This window comes from Actinomadura fibrosa, assembly GCF_900659615.1.
Classification (GTDB): domain Bacteria; phylum Actinomycetota; class Actinomycetes; order Streptosporangiales; family Streptosporangiaceae; genus Spirillospora; species Spirillospora fibrosa.
Window position 1 is genome coordinate 19,130 of record NZ_CAACUY010000056.1, and the last position, 20,714, is coordinate 39,843.

Genomic DNA, 20,714 nt, shown 5'->3' on the forward strand with positions numbered 1-20,714 from the left:
TTCAGTCCGGGCGTTGCAGTTGGATCGTGGCGATCTCCCAGGGGCGTAGCGGCAGGGTGAGCGTGCCGTCGCGGACGTCGAGCGGCTCGCCGGGGCGTCCGCGCAGGTCGGCGCGGGTCGCTTCGGTGAAGGGGCCGCGCAGGACGGCGGTGACGGGTTCGGGGTTCTGGGCGGCCAGACGGATTTCGAGCCGGCCGCCCTCCCGCGTCCGCAGCGAGGTCATGACCGCGCCGTCGCCCGTGATCGCGATGCCCGCGCGGGCGGCGGGGGCGGGCGCCGCGGCGGGACCGTACCCGGCGGCCGCCATGAGGTCGTGCCGGTACGCCTCGGCGGCCTGGAGGATGGAAGGGCCCGGGCGGTCGCCGGAGTACGGCAGGACGGCCAGCCCGACCGTCCGCTCGCCGCGGCACTGGGCGCGGGGCGTCGGCAGCTGGGGGCCGGCGGGCTGGTCGCGGTAGGCGTTGCGGTCGCGCGACAGGTAGCCGATCGAGCGCAGCAGGGTGATCGCGAGCTCTGATCCGGCGCCGGTGAGCTCGTACTCGGAGACGTGTTCGAGCAGGACGGCGAGGCCGCCCGCCGCCACGAAGCCGGACGCGGGGAACGTCGGCACCGGGCGCTCGCCGAAGCCGCCCTCGGCGTCCGTCCCCCGCTCGATGATCGCGAACTGCCCCTCGGCGAACGACAAGTCGGCCGGGCGGGGCAGCGGGAGGTGGAGCCGGACGCGGTGGTCGTCGCAGCGGTTGTCGAACGTGACGCGGAGCCGCAGGAACGGCTCGCCTGTGCGCAGCTCGGCCCGGGTGGTGACCGTCACGTCCTCGTGGGCGACGGATCGGGCGTTCTCGGGGACGTTCCCGGACGCGGGCCACCGGTACGTCCGGACGATGTCGACCGCGGCCACGAGCGGTCCCGGCCAGACCGGCACGACTCGGACAGAGAGGGGCGTTTCGACGAGGCGGTCCTGCGCGGGCGGGGCGTAGTTGTAGGAGTCGCCGAGGTCGCCGCCGTCCACGATCCGTCCGAGCCCCTCGATGACGTGGCCGTCGCGGGTGCGGAGCGCGATGGTGCCGTCGTCGGCGATCCGCGCGGACAGCAGCCCGTTGTCGAGGCCGTCCTGCGAGGCCGTTACCGGATGGGCGACCAGGGCGTTTTCGCTGGACGGGACGGGACGCACGGTGGCCAAGCCCAACGGCGGCACGTCGGCGAGCGCGGCCACCGTCTGCCGGGGATCGGCCAGGATGCGCACCCGCCATTGCCCGTCCGCCCCGTCCAGGGCCTCCCGGACGTCGCCGATGTCGAACGGCGCGTCGGAGCGGGCCGTGACGTGGAAGGTGAGCGTGCGGTCCGGGCGGGACACCGACCAGTCGCGGATCTCCTGGCCGAACAGCACCCGCCCGTAGATCCGTTCGAGCAGGACGGGCAGGTCGGACGCGGGGTGGACGGCGTCGTCCAGCACCGTCGGCGCGATCTCCAGCGTCTGGGCGGGCACGGGCCGCTCGGTCCCTTCCTCGTCGAGGGTGGCCAGTCCCGCTCCCGTGCCGGCGACCATCGGGACCTCCAGGACGACGATGCCCGTGCGGCGCGCCGGCGTCGGATTGAAGACCAGGTGGGCGCCGAGCGGGACCGCGGCGGCCCGCTCGGCGGTCACGAGGTCGCAGACGGCGCGGCCGAGCTGCTCGGCCTCGGCCATGCGGGCCGCGACCTGCTCGGCGGTCTCGTCGCTGCCGCAGCCGGTGACGGAGTCGTGGCAGCTCACCTCGATGAGCCGCCGCCAGGCGAGGTCGAGGAACCGCTGCGCGTCGCCCGCGTACCACAGCGCGGCGAGCGGCTCGGCGTACCGCTCCACGAGCCGCTCGGCCCGTCCCATCGCCTGTTTCAGGGCGATCCGGGCGGACAGGACGCCGGGCAGGATGTTGGCCCTGGCGTGCGAGCGCAACTCCCCGCGGATCCGGAGGAGGCCGTCCACGGACGGGTTCGTGTCCGCGAAGTACCCGGCGAGCGTGTCGAGGCGCATGTCGAGGCCGGAGGCCGCGATCCGCTCGGCGAGGTCGGCGGCGGGCGCGGTGTGGTCGGCGCCGTACATCGCGAGGAGCGGGCCGCCGTCCGGGCTCCAGCGGCCCATGGCGGCCGCGAAGCCCGCGGCGCGTCCGGGCAGCGCGGGGACGTCGCCGAGCTCCTCGAACATCGACGCCGCGTTGCCGTAGCCGCCCTCGGGGAGGTACTGCGTGCGGACGGCGGTGCCGTCCGGCGCCTCCCACGCGAACGCACTGGTCCGCACCCGCGCGGGGACGCCGCGCCAGACACAGGCGTGCACGATCCCCGCCAGCCGCAGGATCTGCGGCATCTGGGCGCAATGCCCGAACTGGTCGGGCAGGTAGCCGACCATCATCGCCGCGCCCAGCTCCTCCGCGCGGCGGAGCCCGAGCTCCAGGTTTCGGACGATGTTCTCGCCTGAGCAGAGGAACTCGTCGTGGAGGATTTGCCAGGGCCCGACGGCGAGGCGCCCTTCGCGGACGAGCGCGGCCACCCGCTCCGCCCGCTCGGGACGGATCTCCAGGTAGTCGTCGACCGCGGCCATCTGCCCGTCCAGGGTGAACCGCCAGCGCGGGTCGGCCTCCATCCGGTCGATGACGCCGTCGAGGAGCGACACCAGCCGGAGTCTGAAACGCTGGAACGGCAGGTACCACTCGCGGTCCCAGTGGGTGTGCGGGACGACGACGATCGTGCCGCCCCGCTCCCCCGCCCGCGCCTGACCGTCCGCCTGACCGTCCGCCTGACCGCTGTTCAGCCGCACAGTGCGATCACCTCGTTCTCGTGGGACTCCAGGCGGTGCAGGCCGGGGCCGTCCGCCGGGAACCGGACGCGGTCGCCGCGGACGGCCGCGCGCCGCCCGTCCGGCCGGACGAGCACGGTCCCGTCGGCGCCGACCGCGATCAGCTCGTCGTCCAGGCGCAGCAGCACGGGCGCGTCCCGGTCGGCCGAGACCGACGTGCGCCCGGCGGCGAGCGCGCGGAGGACGCCGTCGCCGTCGTCCGCGTCGGCGAGGACCCAGGTGGTGGGCTCGCCGAGGTTCTTGAACTGGCCGGGGTCGTGGAAGTCGCTGCCGCCGAGGGGGACGGCGCCGCCGGGCAGCCACAGGTCCGTCCAGCTCAGCGGGGCGCCCCAGCGCCGGTCCCACCAGGACGGATGCCAGATCTCCACGAAGGGCGGCCGGTGCTCCGGCGGCAGCGGGCGGCGCCAGGCGCAGTCGCCGCTGAGCGGATGGTTGATCGACATGAGCCCGCCGTTCGCGGCGGCGAACGCCGCCCAGTCGGCGCTGGGGCGCCGGAAGTCGACCCAGCCGGTGTCGCCGAAGACGTTGGCGTGGCCGAGGTCGGTGGTGACCTCCTGGCCGGGCAGCAGCGTGACCCCGGCGTGCGCGGCGGCGTCCGGGAGCCGGGGATGGTGGCTGACGGTGTTGTGGTCGGTCACCGCGAGGTAGTCGAGGCCGCGGGACGCGGCGAGGCAGGCCAGCTCGTGGACGGTGAGCGTCCCATCGCTGTGGACCGTGTGGGAGTGCAGGTCGCCGGCGAGCCAGCGCAGCCCGGCGGGCGCGGGCAGGTCGCGGCGCGGCGGCCGGTCGGGCGCGGGCGGCGGCGCCGGGACGTCCGGTGCCCGCGCCGGGGACGCCGAGGTCGTCACCGTGACCTCGTAGGGGACGCCGTCCGGCGGGATCCGGTGGAGGCCCAGCCAGACGTGCCACGTCCCGGGTTCGATCTCGCCGGGCAGGTAGCCGGGCGTGGCCCAGCCCGGACCGATCGTGTACGCGCGGCGCGCTCCCCCGGACCAGCCGCGGAACCCGGCGGGCCCGTGGCAGCCGAGGTCGATGACCCCGCCCTCGAAGGCCAGCTCCACCGTGATGGACGCGGTGCCCGGCGGGACGTCGAAGGGCAGTTCGCGCAGCCCGCGCTCCAGGCGGTCCTCCAAGGTCCAGCGGCCTCTGTGCACCGTCATTCGGCTCCCCCGTCCCCCGCCACGGGCTCGACCGGCCGCCCGGCCGCCGCCTCCCCCGCCTCCGTCGCCTCCCCCGCCTCCGCCGCCTCGGCGGCGCCGGTGATCAGTTCGCCGTCACGGTAGAGCAGGACGCGGCCCGGGCGCGGCACCGCCCAGCCCTCGTCGCCCGGCCGGGGCTCGCGGTCCTCGCCGACGACCACGGACACCCGATCGTCGCCCACGTCCAGCGTCACCAGCGAGGACGCGCCGAGGTGCTCGACCACGGACACGCGGCCCCCGAAGGCGCCGTCCGCCGGGACGTCCGAGAAGTCCAGGTACTCGGGCCGCACCCCGCAGACCACGGACTCCCCGTCCTCGACCGACCCGCGCTCCTCCGCCGGGACGGGCAGCACGGCGCCGGCCACGGCGACCGACCCGCCGCACACGCGTCCCGGCAGGAGGTTCATGGGGGTGGAGCCGATGAAGGAGGCGACGAACAGGTTCGCGGGACGGCGGAACACCTCGACGGGGGTGCCGAGCTGCCGGATCCGGCCCGCCTCCATGACCGCGATCCGGTCCGCGAGGGCGAGCGCCTCCGCCTGGTCGTGGGTGACGAAGACGGTGGTGACGCCGAGCTCCCGCTGGAGCCGTTTGAGGAACGTGCGGGCCTCCAGCCGAAGCCGCGCGTCGAGGTTGGAGAGCGGCTCGTCCAGCAGGAAGATCCGCGGGTGGGCGACGAGGGCGCGGGCCAGCGCGACGCGCTGCTGCTGCCCGCCCGACAGCTCCCCGGGGCGGCGCTGTTCCAGGCCCGCGAGGCTCAGGTACTCCGCGGCCTCGGCGGCGGCGCCGTGCCGCCGGGCGCGGCCCTCCTTCTTGATGCGCAGCGGGTAGGCGATGTTGTCGAGGACGGTCATGTGCGGGAAGAGCGCGTAGTCCTGGAAGACCATGCCGACGTCCCGGCGCCCGGGCGGCAGCCGCGTCACGTCGGCGTCGCCGAGGCGGATCGTCCCGCCCGTCGCCGTCTCCAGCCCGGCGACCGTGCGCAGCAGGGTGGTCTTGCCGCAGCCGGACGGGCCGAGCAGCGCGAAGAACTCGCCGTCCGCCACGTCGAGGTCGAGGGCGTCCAGGGCGCGGACACCGCCCGGGTAGACCTTCGTCAGCGCGCGCAGGGTGATGGCCGACATCAGCGCTTGATCCCTCCGTGGAAGCGGAACCCGTACCGGCGGCTGACGAACAGGTACATGACGACGACCGGCAGGGAGTACAGCAGCGAGAACGTCGAGATCAGGGCCAGGTCGGGCTGGCCGCCCTCGGTGTAGAACGTGTACATGATCACCGACGCGGGCGCCTTGTCGGGATTGCGCAGCAGCAGGAACGGCATGAGGAAGTCGCCCCACACCTGCGCGACCGTCCACACCGCGACGGTGGCGAGGCCGGGCCGGATGACGGGCGCGACGACGTGCCGCAGGATCTGGAGCGGCGAGGCGCCGAAGACCCGCGCGGCCTCCTCGTAGGAGACGGGCGTGCCGTCGGTGAAGTCCTTCAGCAGGAAGATCGCCGCGGGCAGCAGCCCGCCGGTCAGCACCAGCACGACCCCGGCGCGCGAGTCGATCAGGTGCAGGTTGAAGGCGAGCAGGAAGACGGGCACCATCGCCGCCGTCCCGGTGATGATCGACGAGAGCAGGAGCAGGAGGTACAGCAGGACGTCCCGGCCGGGGATCCGGACCCGGCTCAGCGCGTACGCGGCCAGCGCCGCGCAGGCGACCACGAGCGCGGCGGTCCCGGCGGCGAGGAGCACCGAGTTCCGCAGCGACGCGAGCGCGTAGGGGTTGTCCATCAGGACCTTGAAGTTGTGCAGGGTGAACTCGGGCAGCGACGCGGTGATGCCGGGGTTCGCGTCGAACGGCGCGAACGCCAGCCACAGCAGCGGCAGCGCGAAGAACCCCAGCACGGCGGAGACGAAGGTGGCCAGGCCGATCCTGCGCAGCGCCTCCCGGACGGTCTCGTTCACGCCGCCGCCTCCTTCCGGCCGCGCAGCGCGCGCAGATAGAGCAGCGCGATCACCAGGTTGACCAGGATCATGACGAGCGCGACGGCGGCGCCGAAGCCGAGCCGGCCGTCGCCGAGCGCCGTCCGGTAGACGTACACCGACAGGACCTCCGAGCGGCGGTCCGGGCCGCCCGCCGTGATCAGGAACGGGGTGAAGTCGTTGAACGTCCACAGGCTGACCAGCAGCAGGCTCGTCAGCACGTGCCCGCGGACGCGCGGGAACACCGCGTCCCGCAGCGTCTGCCAGGTCGAGGCGCCGGCGAGCCGCGCGGTCTCCAGATGGGACGGTGGAACGTTCCCCAGCGCCGCGCCGTACAGCATCATCGAGAACGCGGTGCCGCGCCAGACGTTGAACACCACGATGCACGCCATCGGATGGTCGAGGAGCCACGCGGTGCCCGGCGTGCCGAGCAGCGCGTTGAGGGTGCCGTCGTCGCGGTCGAGCAGCGCGATCCACAGGAACGCGATCACCGAGGACGGCAGGATCCACGCGAGCAGGACGAGCCCCTCGACGAGCCGCCGCAGCGGGCCCGTCCGGTCGCGCATCACCCACGCGATCGCGAACCCGAGGACGGTCTGCCCGACCACCGCCGAGCCGAGGACGAACTGGAGCGTCAGCCACAGCGAATGGTGGAAGCCGCCGTCGCCGAGCACGTCGCGGTAGTTGTCCGCGCCGACGAACTTCGGGTCGCTCGCCGCGATCCCGGTGAGCCGGTAGTCGGTCGCGCCGAGGTACAGCGTCCAGACGGCCGGGAACACGAGGAACACCGCGACGAGGACCAGCGCGGGCGCGACGAACGCCGCCGCGCGGGCCCGTCCGAGGCCGGCCGCGTCGTCGCCGGTGCCCGCGCGGCGCCCGACGGCGAGCGGCCGGGCCTCACTGGGCGACGTTGGCGGCGCCACCGACGATCCCTTCGAGCTTCTTCGTGTACTGCGCGGCGGCCTCCTCCGGGCTCTTGCCGGACACCACGCTCGCCGTGGCCTCCTGCAACGCCGTCGACACCTGCGGGTACACCGCCAGCCCCGGGCGGTAGGACGTCACGGGCAGGACCTTCTCCGCCACGAACGACAGGAACGGGTCGCCCGCGAGGACCTGCCGGTTCACGTCCGTCCGGGACGTGATCTCCGGGGTGCCCGCCAGCCGCGCCTTGACGATCTCCGGCGAGTTCATGAACGCCAGCAGCTCGAACGCCTGCTGCGGGTACTTGGTGCTCGGGTTGAGGACGGTCACCGAGCCGCCCGACATGCTCACGAACGACTGCCCGCGGACGCCCGCGCCCGGGGACACCGCCGGGATCAGCGCGTACCCGACGTCCTGGTCGCGGGTCTTCATCTTCGCCACGCCGGTCTTGGGGTTCAGGACGTCGCGCCAGAAGTAGTCGCCCTCGGCGAGGATGCCGATCCGTCCGGCGGCGAACTCGGCGAACGACTTGTCGCGCCCCTTGGCCTCCTGCTGGAGCTTCGGGTCACCGAGGCCCTCGGCGCCGTAGATCTGCGCGTACAGGCCGAGGACCTGCTTGAGGGCCTGCCCGCCGCCCGTCCACTTGCCGTTGGCGTAGATCTCGGCGCCCGCGCCCGCCAGCAGGGGCAGCACGCCCTGCATGCTGGTCGCCTCGCCCATCGCCGTGCCGGCGTTCAGCTGGACGGGTGTCACGCCGGGGAGCTTCTTCAGGGCGCGCGCCGCGGTGAGGATGTCCTGCCAGCTCTTCGGCTGCCATGTGGCGGGGAGCCCGGCCCGCGCGAACAGCCTCTTGTTGTAGAACAGGAGCCGCCCGTCGGTCGCCGGGGGGATGCCGTAGAGCGCGCCCTCGAACGTGGCCAGCCTCTGGACCGATCCAGGGATCTGCGGCCAGCCGCTCCAGGCGTCCGCGGTGGCGCCCACCACGTCCTTGAGGGGCTTCAGGTACCCGGCCTGGGCGAACTCCCCCACCCAGATGCCGTCGACGTCGACGATGTCGGCGCCCGACCGCGACTTCAGGTCGAGGGCGAGCCTGGTCTTGTACGCCTCGTCGTCGACGCCCTGCCCGCGGAACGTCACCGTCGCGGTGACGCCCTTGGCCTTCTGCGCCGCGACGAACCCCGGGATCACCGTCCTGGTGATCCACTCGGCCTCTTCGGTGTTCTTGCCGCCCTCGATGGCGTTGCGGGTGATCGTGAGCGTGAAGCTCTTCGCGTCCTTGCCGCGTTCGGGATCGGTCGAGGACCCGCCGCCGCCGCACCCGGCGAGCACCGCGCCCGCCAGGACGAGCGCCGCCGCGCCGGTCCGCCTCCTGGAGAAGTCCACGGTGACCTCCTACAAGCGTCACCACTTAACGTGACCGAGAATCGCGATCACGTAAAGACCCGAATGATCACTTCCGTGCTCAGGGGTCCATCAGCTCGGCGGCATGGGCCGCGAACGCCTCCATCGCCTTGGCGGTGATCGGCCCCGGCGCGTCCGGCATCGCCGTGCCGTCCACGGCCCTGATCGGCTGGACGTCGCGCGTCGTCGAGGTCAGGAACGCCTCGTCCGCGCGGTAGAGGTCCTCCAGCGGCAGGTCCTCCTCCTCGCCGCCGCACCACTCCAGCACCAGCGCGCGCGTCACGCCCGCGAGGCAGCCGGACGACAGCGGCGGCGTGACCAGCCGCCCGCCGCGCACCACGAAGATGTTGCTGCCGGTGCCCTCGCACAGGTTCCCCGCGAGGTTGCCGAAGATCGCCTCGCCGCCGCCGCGCTCCTTGGCGTAGGCGAGCGCCAGCGCGTTCTCCGCGTACGACGTGGTCTTGAGCCCCGCCACCGCGGCCCGCTCGCTGCGCGGCCACGGCACCACGGTCACGTCCGCGGCGGGCGGGAACGGCTTCTGCTCCGCGACGATGATCGACACCGTGGGGCCCGCGTCGCCGCGGTCCGAGCCGAGCGGGCCCGGGCCGCTCGTGTAGGTGATGCGGACGCGGGCGAGCGGCCACTTCGGCGCCGCCGCGAGCACTTCGAGGGTCCCCTGCGCCAGGGCGTCGTGGTCGGGCTCGGGCAGCCCGAGGCCCGCCGCGGAGCGGGCCAGCCGCCGCAGGTGCCGGGTCAGCGCGAACGGCTCCCCGTGCTGCGCCTTCACCGTCTCGAAGATCCCGTCCCCGACCATCAGGCCGTGGTCGAACACCGACACCACGGCCCGCTCGGGGTCGAGCAGCTCCCCGTTCAACCAGATCTTGGGCTGCGCCACCCGAAGCCACCTCCACGCAAGCGCCGTGCCGGGGTTCGCGTCCCCCCGGTCTTTGGCTCCACAGTACGGGTCCGCGGGACGCGTTCTCCCTCATTCGGCGAGGCCGGCGCGCTCGACTTCGGCACCCCGGCCGCCGAATCCGCGAAACGTCGCCATATGCACGGCGGCCCGGCGGCGCGGTCAGGGCAGGACGCAGCCGAACGAGTCCGCCAGGCCCCGCCGCCCCGCGTCCGTCACGGTCAGCGCCCGCCGCGTGCTGCCCCGCTCGAACCAGCCGAGCTCGATCATCCGCTTGGTCAGCGCCACGCCCAGCGCCCCGTTCAGATGCGGGCGGCGCTCCGTCCAGTCGAGGCACTGCCAGGCGAACCTGCGCCGCGCCTTCCGCAGCGCCGCCAGATCGAGGCCGAGGGCCTCCAGCCGGTCCTCGCCCTTGTCGGTCACCGCGTACGCCTCGTCGCCGTCCGGCTCGATCATCCCGCCGTCCAGCAGCGCCTCGAACAGCACGACGCCCGCGACCCCGGCGAGATGGTCGTAGCAGGTCCGCGCCTGGTGCAGCCGCCGCGCGTCCCGCGACTGCCGCAGGCTGCGCACCTCCACCGGCGGGCTGATCCGCGACAGCGCCTCGATCACCCGCGCGACCTCGGCGTTCCGCAGCCGGTAGTACCGGTGCCGCCCCTGCCGCACCACCGAGACGAACCCGCCGTCCAGCAGGCGCGCCAGATGCGCGCTCGCCGTCGGCGCGCTCACCCCGGCCGCCCGCGCCAGCTCCCCCGCGGCCAGCGCCCGGCCGTCCAGCAGCGACGACAGCATCACGGCGCGCGCCCGGTCCGCCAGCAGCGCCGCGACCGGTGCGAAATCGGCGTTCAGGACATGTTCGGAGGCCATGTCCCCGAGCGTAGGCGCCGCATCCTTCGACGCGCGCCGAAGCGTCCCGCCGCGCCCGCTCCCGGAATCCGGTTTGGGCTTCGCGCCGGGACGCGCTAATGTTTTCCCCGTCGCCGCAAGGAGGCAAGGCCCCGGAAGGGACCGCGCCACCGGGCAGCGTCACGCGGAAGTGGCTCAGGGGTAGAGCATCACCTTGCCAAGGTGAGGGTCGCGGGTTCAAATCCCGTCTTCCGCTCTGAGGGGCCTTTCAGGCTGTGAACCAGAAGGTCTCGATTCTGGTGGAGTGGCCGAGAGGCGAGGCAACGGCCTGCAAAGCCGTGTACACGGGTTCAAATCCCGTCTCCACCTCGACGCCGTACCTCCCCCCGGAGGCCACGGGTGCGGGCGATTAGCTCAGTGGGAGAGCGCTACCTTGACACGGTAGAGGTCACTGGTTCAATCCCAGTATCGCCCACCATCGTTTCCCCAGCTCAAGCCCTGTCTCGGATGACCGAGACAGGGCTTTCGCGTTGCGTCCGGGGTGCGGCGCCCGCGTTCCCCGATCAGCGGACGACGTCGTAGACGAGCTTGGTGACGCCGTTGGCGTACGTCTCGGACTCGACCACCTTCAGCATCTGCTTCTCCTTGTCGGTGTCGCTGAACATCCGCTTGCCGGCGCCGAGCAGCACGGGGAAGAGCAGCAGGTGGTAGCGGTCGATCAGGCCGGCGTCGGAGAGGTTCCGCGCGAGGGCGGCGCTGCCGTGGACGATGATCGGGCCGCCCCCGGTCTCCTTGAGCTCCGCGACGTCCTTGAGCGAGCGCAGGATCGTGATCTCGCCCCAGCCGTCCACGAGGGCGTCCTCGCCGAGGGTGGTCGAGACGACGTACTTCGGCAGCTCCTTGACGGCCGCGAACTCCTGCATGCCCGGCCACACCGGCGCGAACGCCTCGTAGCTGGTGCGGCCGAACATGAGCGCGGCGGCCTCCTCCATCTCCCGGCCCTTGATCTCGTACGCCTCGGGCAGGAACTCGATGTCCTTGAAGGTCCAGCCGCCGCTGCGGTGGCCCTCCGCCGGGCCGCCGCCGGGAGAGTCGACGACGCCGTCCAGCGAGACGAAGGCGGAGTAGATGAGCGTGCGCATGGTCGATGCCCTTCCGTGGCCAGAGTGATGCCCCAGTCTGCTGTGGCCTGAGGGTCTCCCGCCATCCTCACGTGCGGTTTGTTTGGAGCCGCGCTTTTGTGGGAGGCCGTTCTCGCGATGGGCGCGCCCGCTCGCCGCGCCCCGCTCTCCGGCGTCCGCCCGGCTCCGGCCCGGCGGCACCACCCCAGAAGGACGGTCGCATGCCCGCACTGCACGACGAGGACGCCGAGCCGGACCTCCCCCAGACCGCCGACGACGGGACGCCCGCGCGAGCACCGGTCGACCAGTCTCTGGTGCCGTACCGGTCGTTCAGCGGGCCGACGAACCTGGGCGACCGGCACGCCGAGAACGCCTGACCGGGGAGGCGGGGCCGCCCGTCCATGAGCCGCCATGCCCGGCGTTCTCCTGGCGTTCACCCGAGGCGGACGCCGGGGGCCTGCGCGCGGGTGCCATCCTGAAGCTGGGCTCGTCGTCCCGCAACGTCCAGGGCAAGGAGGAGGTCACCGTGGCGAACCGGCGTGCGCGGACGCTGCGTCCGCTCGGCAGGCGGTCCGTCCGGGACGGGAAGGCGGCGCGGGAGGGCGCGGTCGCGCCGGAGGAGTCGATGGACCCGCGGCCGGGCGAGGGCCGCCGGACGGACGCCGACGGCCTCGTCGACACCGGCATCTACGTGGCAGGGGTCCGCCGCCGGTCCCCGGCCAGCCTCGCCGACACCTACCGCGAGCTGGAGCACGTCGACGGCGGCATGGCGTGGATCGGGCTCTACCGCCCGTCCGACGCGCAGCTGTCGTCGCTCGCCGAGCAGTTCGGGCTGCACGAGCTGGCGCTGGAGGACGCGATCGTGGCGCACCAGCGGCCCAAGCTGGAGCGCTACGGCGACACGCTGTTCGTCGTGCTGCGCGCCGCCCGCTACCTCGACGACGCCGAGGAGGTCGACTTCGGCGAGCTGCACGTCTTCATCGGCGCGGACTTCGTGCTGACGGTCCGGCACAGCGAGTCGCCCGACCTCGGCGTCGTGCGCCGCCGCCTGGAGGACGAGCCGGACCTCCTGGCGCGCGGGCCCGAGGCGGTGCTGTACGCGATCCTGGACGCCGTCGTGGACGGCTACGCGCCCGTGGTCGCCGGGCTCCAGAACGACATCGACGAGATCGAGACGGAGGTGTTCGGCGGCGACCCGGCCGTGTCCCGGCGCATCTACGAGCTGTCGCGCGAGGTCATCGAGTTCCAGCGCGCCACGCGTCCGCTCATGGACATCCTCGCGGCGCTGTCCGCCGGCTTCGACAAGTACGGCGTGGACGAGGAGATGCGGCGCCACCTGCGCGACGTCCAGGACCACGCCATCACCGTCGTGGAGCGGGTGGACGGGTTCCGCCAGAACCTCCAGGACATCCTGACCGTGAACGCGACGCTCGTCGGGCAGGCGCAGAACGAGGAGATGAAGCACCTGACCGAGGCCAGCTACGCGCAGAACGAGGAGGTCAAGAGGATCTCCGCGTGGGCCGCCATCCTCTTCGCCCCGACCCTGATCGGGACGATCTACGGGATGAACTTCGACCACATGCCGGAGCTGCACTGGACGCTCGGCTACCCGCTCGCGCTCGTCCTCATGGGCGTGGTCTGCGGCGTGCTGTACACGGTCTTCAAGCGCCGCGACTGGCTCTGACCCGCACGCCGGGACGGCGGAACCGGAATCGCCGGCGTGAGAAGCTGCGAAGGACGTGGCGGCGCGAGACAATCGCGGAACTGGTCGAGCCCGCCCGGCTCGCCGGCCCGGCACCGACGTAGCGCAAGGGTGACCAAGCCGTTGGACGACCGCATGGACGAGCGCCTCGTGACCCACCGAGTCCGCAGGATCCCGAATCCCCATTCCGAAGCCGTCATCCACGCGGCGGGGCTCCTCGGCGAGTCCGCGGCGCTCCGCCGGGAGACGGCCGCGCGGCTTGAGGAGCTCGCGCTCTGGTACGACCACCTGGCCTCGTACGGGACGGGTGAGAGGCACGGCGAGTACGCGGCGCGGGCGCGGCGGCTGCACCGGAAGGCCGCGGAGATCTGGAGCCGCTCGATGGCCGTCCAGGAGGCCCGCGGCCCGGTGCGGCGCCAGCCGCGGCTGAACCGCACCCCCGGCCGCTGACGGGCGCCGCGCGGGGCGCGTGGCCGAGCGGCGTCGGCTCGATCAGCCGTTATGGGCGGGTTCGTGGCGTTAGCATGATCCGCCATGCGAAAGCGGCTGATCGCCGTGGCCGCGGTCCCGTGGCTGGCGGCGGGATGCGGCGCGGTGAACTCGACGGTGCACGGATACGACCGGTACTCCAATCCCGGCGTGGCGATGGAGCCGACCATCCGCGCGGGCCAGACGGTCGACGCCCGTCCGGTCGAGCGCGGCCGGTACGCGCCGAAGCGCGGCGACATCGTCATCTTCCGGATGCCCGCGTGGACCGGCGGCCGCGACACGCCGCAGCTCAAGCGGGTGGTGGCGATCCCGGGCGACCGGATCGGCTGCTGCTCGCACCCCGGCGGCGTCACGCTCAACGGCACCGTCCTGACCGAGCGGTACATCAAGCCGGACGCCCGCACCGTGCCGTTCGGGCCGATCACCGTGCCCCCGGGCCGGCTGTGGCTCATGGGCGACAACCGGTACGCGTCGGCGGACTCCCGCTACCACCTGAACGACGAAGGGCACGGGACGGTGCCGGTGTCGGCGGTGGTCGGCGTGGTCGTCCTCGATTAGCGCGTGCCGGAGTGAGCCTGCGGCGCGTCCTGGACGTAGCCCTAGGTAGAGGGTCGTGAGCGGGGGGCTCGACGCGTAACCAGAGCGAGCGGAGGGCCCGACGGGATGTGAGGGGTCGAGGGTTCTTGGACGGTGCACGCACGATCGACGGCGCGGCGGCGCCGGGCGCGAGCGGGGATGTCGGCGAGCGGCGGGACCGGCGGCTCGACCCGTTCCTGATCCAGGTCATGGTGCTGGTGTCGGTGGTGGCGGCGCAGGGGCCGATACGCCGGGCGCTGTCGGCGCCGGCGATGCAGAGCTGGATGACGGTGTTCACCGCCGTGGTCCTCCAGGCGCTGCCGTTCCTGGTCTTCGGGGTGCTGCTGTCGGCGGCGATCACGGTGTTCGTCCCGGCCTCGTTCTTCGCCCGCGCGCTGCCGCGGCGGCCCGCGCTGGCGGTGCCGGTCGCGGGGACGGCGGGAGCGGTCCTGCCCGGCTGCGAGTGCGCCTCGGTCCCGGTGGCCGGGGCGCTGGTGCGGCGGGGCGTCCCGCCCGCGGCGGCGCTGGCGTTCCTGCTGTCGGCCCCGGCGATCAACCCGGTCGTGCTGACCGCCACCGCCGTGGCGTTCCCCCGCGAGCCGCGGATGGTCGTCGCGCGGTTCGCCGCGAGCCTCCTCGTGTCCTGCGTCATGGGCTGGTCGTGGCACCGGTGGGGCCGGCCCGGCTGGTTGCGTCCGCCGGCCCGTCCGGTGGACGCCGAGGCGGGCGGGGCGGCGGCCTTCTGGGCGTCGGTGCGGCACGACGTGATGCACGCCGGCGCGTTCCTGGTCGTGGGCGCGATGGCCGCGGCCACGCTGCGGGCCCTGGTACCGGCGCGCTGGCTGCACGCGGCGGCCGCCGATCCGGTGGCGGCGGTCGCGGTCCTGGCGGGCCTGGCGGTGCTGCTCTCGATCTGCTCCGAGGCCGACGCGTTCGTCGCCGCGTCCCTGACCGGGTTCCCGCTCACCGCCAGGCTGGCCTTCCTCGTCGTCGGACCGATGATCGACGTGAAGCTGTTCGCGATGCAGACCGCGACGTTCGGCCGCGGTTTCGCGCTGCGCTTCGCGCCCGCCACGTTCGCGCTCGCCGTCGCCGCCTCCGTCCTGGTCGGGACGGTGCTGCTGTGAACCGGCACGCGCAGGCGCTGGTCATGTTCCTGCTGGGCGTGGCGGTGCTGCACGCCGGCTACACCCCGCTGTACGCGCGGTACGTCAAGTCCGGGCTCCGTCCGCTGCTGCTGGCGGCCGGCGCGGTCCTGATCGTCACCGCTCTGGCCACCGTGTGGACGTCCCGGCGGGGACGCCCGGTGCACGAGGGGCACGAAGCGCACGGCCACGGGCATGGCGGGCCGCGCATCGGGTGGCTGCTGACCCTGCCGTTCCTGGCGCTCCTGCTGGTCGCGCCGCCGTCGCTGGGCGCCTACAGCGCCGACCGCACCGGCACGGCGCTGGCACCGCCGCCGGGCTTCACCGCGCTGCCCGCGAGCGGCCCGCTGCGCCTCGGCCTGGTCGACTACGCCGGACGCGCCGTCTACGACCACGGGCGCCTGCTCGCGGGACGGAGCATCACCATCACCGGGTTCATCAGCCTTGAGGACGGCGCGGCCTACCTCACCCGCATGGTCCTCAACTGCTGCGCCGCCGACGCGCAGCCCGTCAAGGTCGGGCTGTCGGGCACGCTCCCGCCGGTCCTGCGCTCCGACACCTGGTTGGAGGTCACCGGTTCCTACGTCGCCGAGCAGGCCAAGGATCCCGTGAACGGCGCGCCCATCCCCTACCTCAATGTCAGCCAGGCCCGACCCGTCCCGACCCCGAAAGACCCTTACGAGAGCTGACACGATCGGCTGTCGGAAGGGACGGGCACCGGGGCGGCGGCGCGTTCCGCCGCGCGGGCGCTGAACGCCCAGGTGGCGAGTGCGCAGAGCGCGAACGACGCGCCGAGGACGGTGGGACCGGTCCAGCCGGCGGCGTCGTACAGCGCGGTGGTCGCGGTCGCTCCCAGGGCGGAGCCGAGCGAGTAGAAGACCATGTAGGCGCCGATGGTGCTGCTGGTGCGGTCGGGGTAGGCGGCGGTGAGGACGTGCTGATTGCTCACGTGCACGGCCTGGACCGCGAAGTCGAGCAGGACCACACCGAGGATCAGCAGCGGCAGCGACCACGGAAGCCGTCCGATCGCGGTCCAGGAGGCGAGCAGGAGGACGAGCGCGATGCCGGTGACCCGGTGCGCGTGTCCGGCGTCGCCCCAGCGCCCGGCCCGGGCGGCGCCGAGGGCCCCGGCCAGCCCGGCGACGCCGAAGAACCCGATCCGCGTCTCGCTGAGGTGCCACGGCGCGGCCGCCAGCGGCAGCGCCATGCCGCTCCACAGGGTGCCGAACGAGGCGAACAGGAAGAACGCGATGAGCCCGCGGCCGAGGAGGACCGGCTCGGTGAACAGCCCGCCGAAGGACCGCAGGAGCCGCCCGTACGACGTGGTGGCGGGACGGACGTCCTCGGGCAGCCATGCGAGGGCGAGCAGCGCGAGGACGCCGGCGAGCGCCGCCAGGGCCAGGTAGACGCTCCGCCACCCCCACAGGTCCGCCAGGAAGCCCGCGACGACCCGCACGCCGAGGATGCCGATCACCACCCCCGAGGTCACGACGCCCAGGTTCCGGCCGCGCTGGCCGGGCGGTGAGATCGAGGCCGTGTAGGCGACGGCCGTCTGCACCACCACGGCGAACAGGCCCGCGGCGGCCAGCCCGGGAAGCGCCGCCCAGGCCGCCGGGGCTGCCGCGGTGATCGCCGTTCCGGCCGCCACCAGGGCGAGGTGCGCGGCGATCAGGCGCCGCCGGTCGAGCAGGTCGCCCAGCGGCACCAGCAGCACCAGCCCCGCCAGGTAGCCGAGCTGCCCGGCGGCCACGAACCAGCCGAGCGACCCGGCCCCGACGCCCAGGTCGCGTCCCATCGGGCCCAGGACCGGCTGCCCGGCGTAGACGCTCGCCACCGCCACCCCGCACACGACCGCCAGCAGCAGCCTCGTCCTCCAGCTCACGCATCCCCCAAATGGTTTCGATTTGCAACTGATCGGGAGCGTAGGCCAGAATGGTTGCAATGCGCAACCGATTGGAGTGGGGCATGGCGGGCGAGGACACCGGCGGGCGGCGTCCCGGCTGGACGGACCCGGGCTGCCCGGTCGCCCGCACGGTCGACCTGGTCGGCGACCGGTGGAGCCTGCTCATCATCCGCGACGCGATGGACGGCGCCCGCTCGTTCACCGACTTCCAGCAGCGCACCGGCATCGCCCGCAACATCCTCACCGAGCGGCTCCGCAGGCTCACCGCGCACGGCCTGCTCGCGCAGGTCGACGCGCCCTCGGGCAGGCGGAGGCTCTACGCGCTCACCCAGGCGGGCAAGGACCTCTTCCCCGTGATCGTCACCCTGCGCCAGTGGGGCGAGCGGCACGCGTTCGAGGCGGGCGAGGCGCACTCGGTCCTGGTGGACGGCGACGGCGCCCGCGTCCCCGACCTCCTGCCCGTGGCGGCGGACGGTTCGCCGCTGACCAGTGACACGACCTCAGTGCGGCGGAGCACCTGACCCCGCGCCGAGCCTCAGGAACAGGCAGGCCGCGAACCGCCGAGCGTCGGCCGAGCAGGGCACGAACGGGCTGGCGGCGTCCGCCCATGCCCAGGCCGAACGCATGGGAGCGGCCTCAGTCCTTGTCGCCGCCTTCGTTGAGGAGGGACGCCAGCACCGCGGCCTGGCTGATGTCCACGTCGCGGGTCGCCGTGAGAAGCGTCAGCGTGCCCTTGCCGCGCAGCTCCCGCAGCCGGTCCAGGGCTTCGCGCCGCTCGGGGTCCTTGAGCTCCCGCAGGTAGCGGTCCCGGAACTCGCCGAACCTGTCCGGGTCGTGGCCGTACCACTTGCGCAGCTCCGTCGAGGGAGCGACGTCCTTCAGCCACTCGGTCAGGTCGAGCTTGTCCTTGGACAGCCCGCGCGGCCACACCCTGTCCACCAGCACCCGCGCCCCGTCCCCGCGCTCGGCGGGGTCGTGGGCGCGGCGCGTCCGAACCTTCCCCATGCCGCTCAGCTACCCGCCGTCCCGCCCCGCATGCACAGCCGCGCCGCACCGCGGCCGTCCCGCCCTGTGACCGGTTCACCACCCGCCGGAAGTGGCCACCCGGTCACCCGCGTCGAACCGGCCCGCGGCGGCGCACGTGATCCGCGGCAACGACCATCGACGGCTCAAGGAGAGCGACCATGCGCCGACTACTCACCCCCGTCCTCGCGGCACTGGCACCGCTGGTGTCCGCGCTGACCCTCGCACCGGCCGCCCAGGCGGCCGACTTCCCGTTCACGACGGTCCGCACCAACGCCGTCAGCGCGTCCCGGTGCTTCGGGCCGCTGAACGGCGGCCAGGGCGACGGCACCCCGGTGGTGCTGATGGAGTGCAGCCAGCTCTGGCACGGCACGGGCGGCAACACCCCCGACCGCTCGGTCCGCCACTTCGGCGGCAAGTGCCTCGGCCTCGCCGGCGGCAGCACCGCCAACGGCACCGCCCTGGTGCTGCGGACGTGCGGCGTCCCCGTCGCCGGCGACCAGCAGTGGACCTTCGTCGCCCTGAACCCCGGGGGCCTGGACGGCATCTGGGTCCTGCGCAACCAGCAGTCGCTGAAGTGCGCGAACCTGGCCGGCGGCGGCACGGCCAGCGGGACGCGGCTGGTGCTCCAGCCCTGCTCGTTCCGCGCGGACCAGCAGTGGCGGCTGCCGAACGAGCCGGTCACCTATGGCTTCGCCGAGGACAACGGGCTGGCCTGACCCAAGGAACGCCGGGAGGCGCACCCCGCCATCCGGTGAGTATGCCGGCCCCGCCCGCACGGGGCCGGTGCGGCGGGCGTCCGCTCGCGAGGCCCGCACAGGACGTCAAGTGCCGGATGGGGCACCGGCCGCGACGCCGACGGCGACCACGATCAGCAGGATCGCCATCGCCGTGACGACCCACGCCAGCGCCGCCTTGCCGGCCTTGGTGGAGGGGTCCTCGACCCACCGGTGGTAGTCGCGGGTGATCTGGCCGCGCACGGGGCCGAGCATGAAGGGCATGCCGAGCATCAGCGCCGTGTAGAGGAAGAGCATCATGCCCAGGCCGTCGCTCTGGACCAGGCCGCGCCCGCCGACGCAGACGGCGCCGATGACGGGCATCAGCCACTGGAGCTTCCGGTATCTCGGGATCTGGATGATCCACCGCATCGCGACCAGGTTGACTGCGGTGGCGGCGGCCGCGATGGCGAACCAGGCACCGGTGGGCAACGACAGGAACATACGCGTCACTCGTCTCTCAATACCGTGGCGAATCGAACGTCACGCTGTAGGTGACGGCTCTGAACTCGGACGTCCGGGCGGGCCATGGATATGGGAGAAGGGAGGTGCGGAAGTCATTGGTCCTCCTGGCGACGCGACCATTCACTCGCCGACCAGACTTCCCGGCACACCAGGTGCGACATTAGCGCATGCGGCCGGTGCGCTACCAGGTGACGAGCAGTTCCTTCGGGCGGCGGACGAAGCGGTCGAGCGTCCAGGGGATCTCGTCGGCGGGCACGGCCAGGCGCAGGCCCGGAAGGCGCGCGGTGAGGGTGGACAGGGCGACCTGGAGCTCCATCCTGGCCAGAGCGGCACCGAGGCAGCGGTGCAGTCCGTGGCCGAAGGCGATGTGCGGGTTGTCCTCGCGGGCGAGGTCCATGCTGTCGGGGTCGCGGAACGTGCCCGTGTCCCGGTTCGCCGCGCCGATCTCCACCAGGACCTGCTCCCCGGGACGCATCAGGACGCCGCCGACCTTGACCTCCTCCACGACGAAGCGTGCCATCGACCCCTGCACCAGCAGCGGTACGTACCGCAGCAGCTCCTCCACGGCCGCCGGGACGAGGCCGGGGTCGGCCGCCAGCCGGGCGTAGTCGCCACTGGCCAGCAGGAGGTAGACGAAGTTGGGGATCTGCGAGGCGGTGGTCTCGTGGCCCGCGCCGAGCAGGGCCCGCACCAGGTTGGTGACCTCGTCGTCGGTGAGGCGGTCGCCCTCGATCCGCTCGCGGACGAGGGCCCCGATGAGGTCGTCGGTCGGCTCGTCGACGCGCCGCGCCGCCAGCCCGGCCAGGTAGGCCATCATCTCCTCGTTGGCGGCCTGCGCCAGGTCGGGCGTGAGCGCGGTGGTGCTGAGCAGGGCGTCGGTCCAGGCGGTGAAGCGCGGCCGCTCCGTGGCGGGGATGCCGAGCAGGTCGCAGATGACCTGGATGGGCAGGTCGAGCCCGAACCCGTCCGCCAGGTCGGCGGGCGGCCCCGCGTCGATCATCGCGCCGGCGAGCCGGTCGGCGATCCGCTGCGTGCCCGGGCGCAGCCGCTCGACCCGGCCGGGCGTGAACGTCCGGTACACGAACCGGCGCAGGCGGGTGTGGTCGGGCGGGTCGACGCTGAGGAGGGTGCCGACGGTCGGGTCCATCGGCGTCACGCCGGCGACCTGGTCGACGGGGATCCCCAGGCGCTCGGCGTCCCGGCTGAAGGAGGGGCTGCTCAGGACGAACCGCGCGTCCTCGTACGCGGTGACGAGCCACGCCGGGGGTCCGTAGGGAAGCCGGACGCGGACGGGCACCCGCCGCGCGCGCGTCGCGTCGAGGAGCGGAGACGGCCGCAGCGCGTCCGCGCCCTCGAATGGGAAGCTGGGAAGTGTCGGCATGGCGACTCCAACGGGAGCCTACCTGGACGGAAGAAAAATACGGACGACGGCGCG

Annotated in this window: 21 protein-coding genes and 3 tRNA genes; 11 read left to right on the top strand and 13 right to left on the bottom strand. The window is 73.4% G+C overall.

What is annotated here, in order from left to right; genetic code table 11:
- Position 1 precedes the first annotated feature (1 nt).
- The 8 genes from E1300_RS20520 to E1300_RS20555 all read right to left on the bottom strand — a co-directional run bounded on the left by E1300_RS20520 (position 2) and on the right by E1300_RS20555 (position 10,100).
- Positions 2–2,791, bottom strand: coding sequence for a glycoside hydrolase family 38 N-terminal domain-containing protein (locus tag E1300_RS20520; protein ID WP_242619271.1), 2,790 nt, complete (start codon positions 2,789–2,791; stop codon positions 2–4).
- Positions 2,782–3,990 carry a CehA/McbA family metallohydrolase gene (locus E1300_RS20525; protein ID WP_131758645.1) on the bottom strand — a complete coding sequence of 403 codons (1,209 nt, stop codon included), beginning with the start codon at positions 3,988–3,990 and terminating at the stop codon, positions 2,782–2,784. Before E1300_RS20525 ends, E1300_RS20520 begins: the two co-directional genes overlap by 10 nt.
- Positions 3,987–5,153 (bottom strand): ABC transporter ATP-binding protein, encoded by a 1,167-nt coding sequence (locus tag E1300_RS20530; RefSeq protein WP_131758646.1) that lies wholly within the window; start codon positions 5,151–5,153, stop codon positions 3,987–3,989. Before E1300_RS20530 ends, E1300_RS20525 begins: the two co-directional genes overlap by 4 nt.
- Positions 5,153–5,980 carry a carbohydrate ABC transporter permease gene (locus E1300_RS20535; protein ID WP_131758647.1) on the bottom strand — a complete coding sequence of 276 codons (828 nt, stop codon included), beginning with the start codon at positions 5,978–5,980 and terminating at the stop codon, positions 5,153–5,155. Before E1300_RS20535 ends, E1300_RS20530 begins: the two co-directional genes overlap by 1 nt.
- Positions 5,977–6,921: a carbohydrate ABC transporter permease gene (locus E1300_RS20540; protein ID WP_131758648.1), complete on the bottom strand. Its 945-nt coding sequence runs from the start codon at positions 6,919–6,921 to the stop codon at positions 5,977–5,979. Before E1300_RS20540 ends, E1300_RS20535 begins: the two co-directional genes overlap by 4 nt.
- Positions 6,896–8,302 (bottom strand): extracellular solute-binding protein, encoded by a 1,407-nt coding sequence (locus E1300_RS20545; protein ID WP_242619272.1) that lies wholly within the window; start codon positions 8,300–8,302, stop codon positions 6,896–6,898. Before E1300_RS20545 ends, E1300_RS20540 begins: the two co-directional genes overlap by 26 nt.
- A 79-nt stretch (positions 8,303–8,381) precedes the next feature.
- Positions 8,382–9,215: an aminotransferase class IV gene (locus E1300_RS20550; protein ID WP_242619273.1), complete on the bottom strand. Its 834-nt coding sequence runs from the start codon at positions 9,213–9,215 to the stop codon at positions 8,382–8,384.
- A 180-nt stretch (positions 9,216–9,395) separates the two neighbouring features.
- Complete coding sequence (locus E1300_RS20555; protein ID WP_131758649.1) at positions 9,396–10,100, bottom strand: ArsR/SmtB family transcription factor; 705 nt, start codon at positions 10,098–10,100, stop codon at positions 9,396–9,398.
- 163 nt (positions 10,101–10,263) lie between these two features.
- Between E1300_RS20555 and E1300_RS20560 the strand changes: the two genes are divergently transcribed.
- The 3 genes from E1300_RS20560 (at position 10,264) to E1300_RS20570 (ending at position 10,557) form a co-directional block, all read left to right on the top strand.
- Positions 10,264–10,335, top strand: a tRNA-Gly gene (locus E1300_RS20560).
- Between the two features lie 42 nt (positions 10,336–10,377).
- Positions 10,378–10,448 (top strand) — tRNA-Cys (locus tag E1300_RS20565).
- Positions 10,449–10,482: 34 nt separating this feature from the next.
- Positions 10,483–10,557: transfer RNA gene (locus tag E1300_RS20570), tRNA-Val, on the top strand.
- An 85-nt stretch (positions 10,558–10,642) separates the two neighbouring features.
- On the opposite strand, the gene E1300_RS20575 is transcribed toward E1300_RS20570, so the two are convergent.
- Entirely contained in the window at positions 10,643–11,221 is a 579-nt protein-coding gene (locus tag E1300_RS20575) for a dihydrofolate reductase family protein (protein ID WP_131758650.1), read from the bottom strand.
- A 200-nt stretch (positions 11,222–11,421) separates the two neighbouring features.
- On the opposite strand from E1300_RS20575, the gene E1300_RS50185 reads away from it, so the two are divergent.
- The 6 genes from E1300_RS50185 to E1300_RS20600 all read left to right on the top strand — a co-directional run bounded on the left by E1300_RS50185 (position 11,422) and on the right by E1300_RS20600 (position 15,801).
- A complete protein-coding gene (locus E1300_RS50185; RefSeq protein ID WP_165502920.1) occupies positions 11,422–11,577 on the top strand; it encodes a hypothetical protein in 156 nt (51 codons plus the stop codon).
- Positions 11,578–11,726: 149 nt separating this feature from the next.
- Positions 11,727–12,884: a magnesium and cobalt transport protein CorA gene (locus E1300_RS20580; RefSeq protein WP_131758651.1), complete on the top strand. Its 1,158-nt coding sequence runs from the start codon at positions 11,727–11,729 to the stop codon at positions 12,882–12,884.
- Between the two features lie 129 nt (positions 12,885–13,013).
- Positions 13,014–13,352, top strand: a complete 339-nt coding sequence (locus E1300_RS20585) for a hypothetical protein (RefSeq protein ID WP_131758652.1) — start codon at positions 13,014–13,016, stop codon at positions 13,350–13,352.
- A gap of 84 nt (positions 13,353–13,436) precedes the next feature.
- Positions 13,437–13,949, top strand: a complete 513-nt coding sequence (gene lepB / locus E1300_RS20590; RefSeq protein WP_131758653.1) for a signal peptidase I — start codon at positions 13,437–13,439, stop codon at positions 13,947–13,949.
- 125 nt (positions 13,950–14,074) lie between these two features.
- Positions 14,075–15,094, top strand: coding sequence for a permease (locus E1300_RS20595; RefSeq protein ID WP_242619274.1), 1,020 nt, complete (start codon positions 14,075–14,077; stop codon positions 15,092–15,094).
- Positions 15,091–15,801 (top strand): TIGR03943 family putative permease subunit, encoded by a 711-nt coding sequence (locus E1300_RS20600; protein WP_131758654.1) that lies wholly within the window; start codon positions 15,091–15,093, stop codon positions 15,799–15,801. The genes E1300_RS20595 and E1300_RS20600 overlap by 4 nt, the downstream gene beginning before the upstream one ends.
- On the opposite strand, the gene E1300_RS20605 is transcribed toward E1300_RS20600, so the two are convergent.
- A complete protein-coding gene (locus tag E1300_RS20605; protein WP_131758655.1) occupies positions 15,789–16,994 on the bottom strand; it encodes an MFS transporter in 1,206 nt (401 codons plus the stop codon). The two genes, E1300_RS20600 and E1300_RS20605, sit on opposite strands and share 13 nt — an antisense overlap.
- Positions 16,995–17,053: 59 nt before the next feature.
- On the opposite strand from E1300_RS20605, the gene E1300_RS20610 reads away from it, so the two are divergent.
- Positions 17,054–17,536 carry a winged helix-turn-helix transcriptional regulator gene (locus E1300_RS20610; protein ID WP_242619275.1) on the top strand — a complete coding sequence of 161 codons (483 nt, stop codon included), beginning with the start codon at positions 17,054–17,056 and terminating at the stop codon, positions 17,534–17,536.
- A gap of 115 nt (positions 17,537–17,651) precedes the next feature.
- On the opposite strand, the gene E1300_RS20615 is transcribed toward E1300_RS20610, so the two are convergent.
- Positions 17,652–18,020: a DUF488 domain-containing protein gene (locus tag E1300_RS20615; RefSeq protein WP_131758656.1), complete on the bottom strand. Its 369-nt coding sequence runs from the start codon at positions 18,018–18,020 to the stop codon at positions 17,652–17,654.
- A gap of 179 nt (positions 18,021–18,199) precedes the next feature.
- Between E1300_RS20615 and E1300_RS20620 the strand changes: the two genes are divergently transcribed.
- Positions 18,200–18,757 (top strand): RICIN domain-containing protein, encoded by a 558-nt coding sequence (locus E1300_RS20620; protein WP_131758657.1) that lies wholly within the window; start codon positions 18,200–18,202, stop codon positions 18,755–18,757.
- Positions 18,758–18,862: 105 nt separating this feature from the next.
- Here E1300_RS20620 and E1300_RS20625 read toward each other — a convergent pair whose 3' ends face one another.
- Together E1300_RS20625 and E1300_RS20630 are read right to left on the bottom strand one after the other, a co-directional pair.
- Entirely contained in the window at positions 18,863–19,267 is a 405-nt protein-coding gene (locus tag E1300_RS20625) for a hypothetical protein (RefSeq protein WP_131758658.1), read from the bottom strand.
- A gap of 193 nt (positions 19,268–19,460) precedes the next feature.
- Positions 19,461–20,660 (bottom strand): cytochrome P450, encoded by a 1,200-nt coding sequence (locus tag E1300_RS20630; RefSeq protein WP_131758659.1) that lies wholly within the window; start codon positions 20,658–20,660, stop codon positions 19,461–19,463.
- Positions 20,661–20,714 lie beyond the last annotated feature (54 nt).

What these genes read in the sequence shown, in the direction of transcription:
- E1300_RS20525 (WP_131758645.1), bottom strand. Translation starts at nt 3,990, where the DNA reads ATGACGGTGCACAGAGGCCGCTGGACCTTGGAGGACCGCCTGGAGCGC.
- E1300_RS20530 (WP_131758646.1), bottom strand. Translation starts at nt 5,153, where the DNA reads ATGTCGGCCATCACCCTGCGCGCGCTGACGAAGGTCTACCCGGGCGGT.
- E1300_RS20555 (WP_131758649.1), bottom strand. Translation starts at nt 10,100, where the DNA reads ATGGCCTCCGAACATGTCCTGAACGCCGATTTCGCACCGGTCGCGGCG.
- E1300_RS20575 (WP_131758650.1), bottom strand. Translation starts at nt 11,221, where the DNA reads ATGCGCACGCTCATCTACTCCGCCTTCGTCTCGCTGGACGGCGTCGTC.
- E1300_RS50185 (WP_165502920.1), top strand. Translation starts at nt 11,422, where the DNA reads ATGCCCGCACTGCACGACGAGGACGCCGAGCCGGACCTCCCCCAGACC.
- lepB (WP_131758653.1), top strand. Translation starts at nt 13,437, where the DNA reads ATGCGAAAGCGGCTGATCGCCGTGGCCGCGGTCCCGTGGCTGGCGGCG.
- E1300_RS20610 (WP_242619275.1), top strand. Translation starts at nt 17,054, where the DNA reads ATGCGCAACCGATTGGAGTGGGGCATGGCGGGCGAGGACACCGGCGGG.
- E1300_RS20615 (WP_131758656.1), bottom strand. Translation starts at nt 18,020, where the DNA reads ATGGGGAAGGTTCGGACGCGCCGCGCCCACGACCCCGCCGAGCGCGGG.
- E1300_RS20620 (WP_131758657.1), top strand. Translation starts at nt 18,200, where the DNA reads ATGCGCCGACTACTCACCCCCGTCCTCGCGGCACTGGCACCGCTGGTG.
- E1300_RS20630 (WP_131758659.1), bottom strand. Translation starts at nt 20,660, where the DNA reads ATGCCGACACTTCCCAGCTTCCCATTCGAGGGCGCGGACGCGCTGCGG.